Annotated in this window: 7 protein-coding genes; all 7 read right to left on the bottom strand. The window is 49.5% G+C overall.

Features of this window, described 5'->3' with window-relative positions:
* Window positions 1-602: hypothetical protein (locus tag EYC62_09690; GenBank protein ID TAH32181.1), on the bottom strand; the 602-nt coding region annotated here is incomplete at its 3' end.
* Between the two features lie 88 nt (window positions 603-690).
* A complete protein-coding gene (locus EYC62_09685) occupies window positions 691-1,524 on the bottom strand; it encodes an inositol monophosphatase (protein ID TAH32180.1) in 834 nt (277 codons plus the stop codon).
* A 39-nt stretch (window positions 1,525-1,563) separates the two neighbouring features.
* Window positions 1,564-2,061 (bottom strand): four helix bundle protein, encoded by a 498-nt coding sequence (locus EYC62_09680; GenBank protein TAH32179.1) that lies wholly within the window; start codon window positions 2,059-2,061, stop codon window positions 1,564-1,566.
* On the bottom strand, window positions 1,964-2,530 hold the full coding sequence (gene efp, locus EYC62_09675) for an elongation factor P (protein TAH32178.1): 567 nt from the start codon (window positions 2,528-2,530) through the stop codon (window positions 1,964-1,966). The genes EYC62_09680 and efp overlap by 98 nt, the downstream gene beginning before the upstream one ends.
* Before the next feature lie 107 nt (window positions 2,531-2,637).
* The gene (gene thiE, locus EYC62_09670) at window positions 2,638-3,273 is read right to left on the bottom strand and encodes a thiamine phosphate synthase (protein ID TAH32177.1); all 636 of its coding nucleotides are present in this window, start codon (window positions 3,271-3,273) and stop codon (window positions 2,638-2,640) included.
* A gap of 84 nt (window positions 3,274-3,357) precedes the next feature.
* Window positions 3,358-4,320 carry a class I fructose-bisphosphate aldolase gene (locus EYC62_09665; protein TAH32176.1) on the bottom strand — a complete coding sequence of 321 codons (963 nt, stop codon included), beginning with the start codon at window positions 4,318-4,320 and terminating at the stop codon, window positions 3,358-3,360.
* 10 nt (window positions 4,321-4,330) lie between these two features.
* Window positions 4,331-4,509 (bottom strand): aldehyde dehydrogenase (locus EYC62_09660; protein TAH32175.1); only part of this gene is annotated, 179 nt, incomplete at its 5' end.

The raw sequence follows: 4,509 nt of genomic DNA, 5'->3' as shown, positions 1-4,509 counted from the left end.
AATTGGCCACCGGCTTGTTTCACTTGGCCCATGGCGCGGGAATCGAGATCCGTTTCGTCCCTGTCAAATCCAACCGATCCGATTACGGTGCCGCCAACCGAATTCGGGCGGGTAACCGTGACATTGGCACCGGCGCCGCGTGTGCGCGGATCGATATCGTTCCAGCGATAACCGCCGCCATAAAAATTACCGGCAATATTGGTGACAAATTTTCCAGCCGCCGGGAAGAATCCGCCAGCAGCGGCCTTGAACGATGATTTCGGAGCGGCTTTGAATTTGCCGGATTTGCGTTCGGCTTCGCCAAATACCACTTCGTTTAAATGGCTTTTCGGTTTTTTGCGTGGCGCCGAGGGTAGTTCCCCGCTACGCATATTGGCATAATACGCCGCGCGGCTGGCTTGTTTAGCGCCAGTGACCGCAAATGGCTTTTGCGCTTCGTATTCGGAATAATATTGCAACGGAACGGTTGGTTCTGGCCCAAGGCTTTGCATGATCGCGGGGTTTACAACAACCGCGTCGCGATACGGGTATGCCGACGCCGTGCCCGCCAATAACGAGCCCACGCAAATCAAAGCAACAAACAAATTAGTATTTTTGGACAAGAAATTCATCCCGGTTATTATAGCCATATAAAATATAGAATTGGGGAGAAACTGACAACCGATTTTTTTGCCCAATTTATTAACGGCCTTAGGCGGTTTTTGATTCCCGTTTCGATTCTATTTGGGCCAGTGTTTTTATGCCAAACATCTCGGAAAATGGCTTTATAATCTCACTATTGGCGGCGATGATATCCTTGGTCATTGCCGTTGCAGGCTGGCCATTATAATCCACAACATAACCGCCTGCCTCGCGTACCAGCAAAATACCGGCGGCGATATCCCACGGTTTCATATTGCGTTCCCAATAAGCGTCAAAACGCCCGGCGGCAACATAAGCCAAATCCAGCGACGCGGTGCCCATACGGCGCACCCCAGATACTTGTGTCGATACGGTTTCAAGTTCCTTGGTAAAGGTTGCGATATCGCCCTGCCCCTTGAATGGGATGCCGGTTGCGATCAAACATTGGCTGAAATCTTTGCGTGAGGATACGCGCAAACGGCCGGAACGGTTGGTAAAGGCGCCAGTGCCTTTTTCCGCCCAGTATGCTTCGTCATAAAGTGGATGATAAACAAATGCCGCGATGATCTCGCCGGCCTTTTCCAGCGCGACCGAAATTGCGAAATGCGGCACGGCGTGCAGGAAATTAGTGGTACCATCTAAAGGATCGATGATCCAACGATGCTCGCCATCGCCAACGATATCCGCGCCTTCTTCGGTCATAAAACCGAATGTCGGCCGCGCGCGTTGCAATTCTTCGCGCAGAATTTTATCGGCTTTGCGGTCTGCGGCCGATACAAAATCGGCCGGGCCTTTCTTCGATACTTGCAGATGCTCGACCTCGTTAAAATCGCGCGTCAAGGATTTGCCCGCCTTGCGGCAAGCGGCTTCGACTACGGTGAGGAGAGGAGAGAGTCTAGACATTGTTTTATAGGTTCCAGGTGCCCGGTATCAGGTGTCAGGTTAAGCAGCTATTTTCAGTTTTTTTCGCATTGCTTGCAGCATACGTCTAATTTCTCCAAGTTCCGAAATAAAACGTTTATGAGCTATTTCGCTAATATAGTCCAAATCAAGCGCCACATCTACTAATGCTTCCAATTCAGCTGCGGAGCCATTGGCAATAGATATAAATTGCGCGTAGTCATTTCGGGTGCTTCTTGCTTTGCCCTCTGCAATATTAGCCACGATGGAAATCGCCGCCCTTTGCATCTGGCTACACAAACCAAATTTTTCAGCATTAGGAAATTTTCCGGTTATCATATAGATGCTTTTAACCAGCATCCTAGCTTTTTGCCAAACAATCAAATCACGATGATCTAAAATTTGGTTCATAACCTGATACCTGACACCGGAAACCTGACGCCTAATTCTTGGCGCGTTCGATAAAGCTGCCATCGTCGGTGCGAACAACAACCATTTCGCCGCTGGCCATATATTGCGGCACCATGATACGCGCACCATTCGACAATTTCGCTGTTTTAAAACCACCAGATGCGGTTTGGCCTTTTACGACCGGTTCGGCTTCGACGATTTCCATTACCACCGATTCCGGCAATGTCACGCCCAAAGGTTTGCCTTCATGCATGGCGATTTGCACCTGCATGCCATCTTGCAAAAATTGGGCTGGCTCACCGATCAAATCGCGGTCAACCACGATCTGTTCATAATTTTCGTTATTCATGAAGGTCACTTGGTCGCCTTCGGCAAACAGATATTGATGCGCGATTTCATCGATGCGCACGCGTTCCACCGCCTCGGTCGACGAGAAACGGAAATCTTTTTTATTGCCAGACGCGACGTCTTTGGCTTCGACTTGCACGAACGCGCGCAAATTGCCCGGGGTTCTGTGTTCAACCTTGGTCACGGTCAGAAGTTTGGTTTCAACTTCGATAATATTGCCCGGTTTCAGGGCGTTCGCTTGGACTTTCATTTACCTACCTCTTAAATAATTTGCCCGGCATCCGCGAATTTGCTGGGGCCGGGCCATGTCAATTCTGGTGCGGAAATTAGCAGAATCAGGCGCATTCTGCAACTTGATTATATACTTGAAATATAGGGTTTAAAGGCCTCAATACCTGCTTTGGGTCCGTTATCATGATCCCAAACCGCCGATATAACGGCAATAAAATCGGCGCCGGCATCGACAATCGGTTTACAATTTTCAGGCGTAATACCGCCAATCGCCACACAAGGAATAGTGGTCAATTCCACCCAATCGCGCAGCAGATCCAAAGTCGGGCGATAGCCCGAATCCTTGGTTTTAGTCGGGTAAAACGCGCCAAAGGCGACGTAATCCGCCCCCGCTTCCGCCGCCTTGAACGCCAAATCCTTGGAATCGTGGCAAGTAACGCCAATCATTTTATTGGGGCCAAGAATTTGCCGCGCTTCGGCATAAGGCATATCGCTTTGCCCCAAATGCACGCCGTCGCAATCGTACCGGTGCGCCAGATCGACGTAATTGTTGATGATCAATGGAACATCATATCCGTGGCACATATCGCAAATCGGTTCAACGGTACGTTCGATCGCAACCATCGGCATATCTTTTAACCGCAATTGAAATACCGACACCAAACCGGTGCCGAGCGCCGCATCCAATTCCGGCAAGAACTGATCCAGCGATATTTGCGGCGGGGAGATGAGGTATAATTGGGTCATTTTACTATTTGTCATCCCGAGCACATGCGAGGGATCTACAGATATAAGGTCTTATGTCTGTAGATCCCTCACCCTAAAGGGTTCGGGATGACAATTAAACTATCCCTTCAAAATCGCGATCATATCGTCGAACAATTTCATCGCTTCGGCTTTGGGGCGTTGGAACGCGTTGCGGCCCATGATCGACCCATTGCCGCCGCCAGATTTAATCGCGCGCATTTCATCGAGGATGCTGGCTGTGTCTTTCGCCTCGCCACCGGAAAATACAACCAAGCGCCGCCCATTGAAACAAGCTTGAGCGATGTGTTTCACTCGGTCGGCCAGCGTACCGACTGGAATTTTTTGTTCGGTATAGGCCTTTTTCGCGGCTTCCAACCAAACAACATCCGATGGTAATTTTACCTTGATCATATGCGCGCCAGCTTGGCATGCCATATGCGCGGCATAGGCAACTACGTCAATTGCCGTTTCCGCTTCTTTCGGCAAAACGCCGCCGCGCGGATAGCACCAGACAACCGTTGGCAGACCATGCGATTTGGCTTCGGCGATAATATCGCGCAATTCTTCTAATTGTGCGTTATACGATTCCGATCCGTTATACAATGTGAATCCGACTGCCGTGCAGCCCAAACGCACCGCGTCTTTAACACTGCACAATACCGCCTGATCGGGATTGGTTTTATTAGACAATAACGAATTGCCGTGATTCATTTTTAGAATCAGCGGGATTTTCCCGGCAAAAGTTTCAACGCCGCATTCCAGCGCGCCCAGCGGCGCCGCATAGGCGTTCAAATCCGATTCAATACCCAATTGATAAAAATAATGCGGGTCATAACAAACCGAATTCATAGCAAACGATCTTGCTGGGCCGTGTTCGAATCCCTGATCGACCGGCAAAATAATCATTTGCCCGGTCCCGCCCAGACGCCCTTGCATCAAAATACGGTTAAGATTTTCTTTGGTTGCGCCACTGTCCGATTCGTAATTTTTCAAAATCTTTTTTACGGTTTCAGATGGGGCGGCCGATTTCGGCGGATGTTGGTTTTTCAAAACAGCGGTCATTATTAAACTCCTATATAAACTTGGCCATTACGCCGGCGGTATCGAGCATGCGGTTGGAGAAACCCCATTCATTATCATACCATGACAATACACGCGCGAGACGCTTGTCTACGACTTGCGTTTGCGTCGCATCGAAATTCGATGAATGCGGATCGTGATTAAAATCGGATGATACTAATTCATCGGTTA

Source organism: Alphaproteobacteria bacterium (assembly GCA_004295055.1).
Taxonomy (GTDB): Bacteria; Pseudomonadota; Alphaproteobacteria; order SHNJ01; family SHNJ01; genus SHNJ01.
Note: the sequence above shows the minus strand (reverse complement) of the source record. Positions and strands in the feature narration are given on the sequence as shown.

Bases quoted from the DNA above. Each gene is read 5' to 3' on its own strand.
- EYC62_09665 (TAH32176.1), bottom strand. From the start codon at position 4,320: ATGACCGCTGTTTTGAAAAACCAACATCCGCCGAAATCGGCCGCCCCA.
- EYC62_09680 (TAH32179.1), bottom strand. From the start codon at position 2,061: ATGGTGCGCGTATCATGGTGCCGCAATATATGGCCAGCGGCGAAATGG.
- thiE (TAH32177.1), bottom strand. From the start codon at position 3,273: ATGACAAATAGTAAAATGACCCAATTATACCTCATCTCCCCGCCGCAA.
- EYC62_09685 (TAH32180.1), bottom strand. From the start codon at position 1,524: ATGTCTAGACTCTCTCCTCTCCTCACCGTAGTCGAAGCCGCTTGCCGC.
- efp (TAH32178.1), bottom strand. From the start codon at position 2,530: ATGAAAGTCCAAGCGAACGCCCTGAAACCGGGCAATATTATCGAAGTT.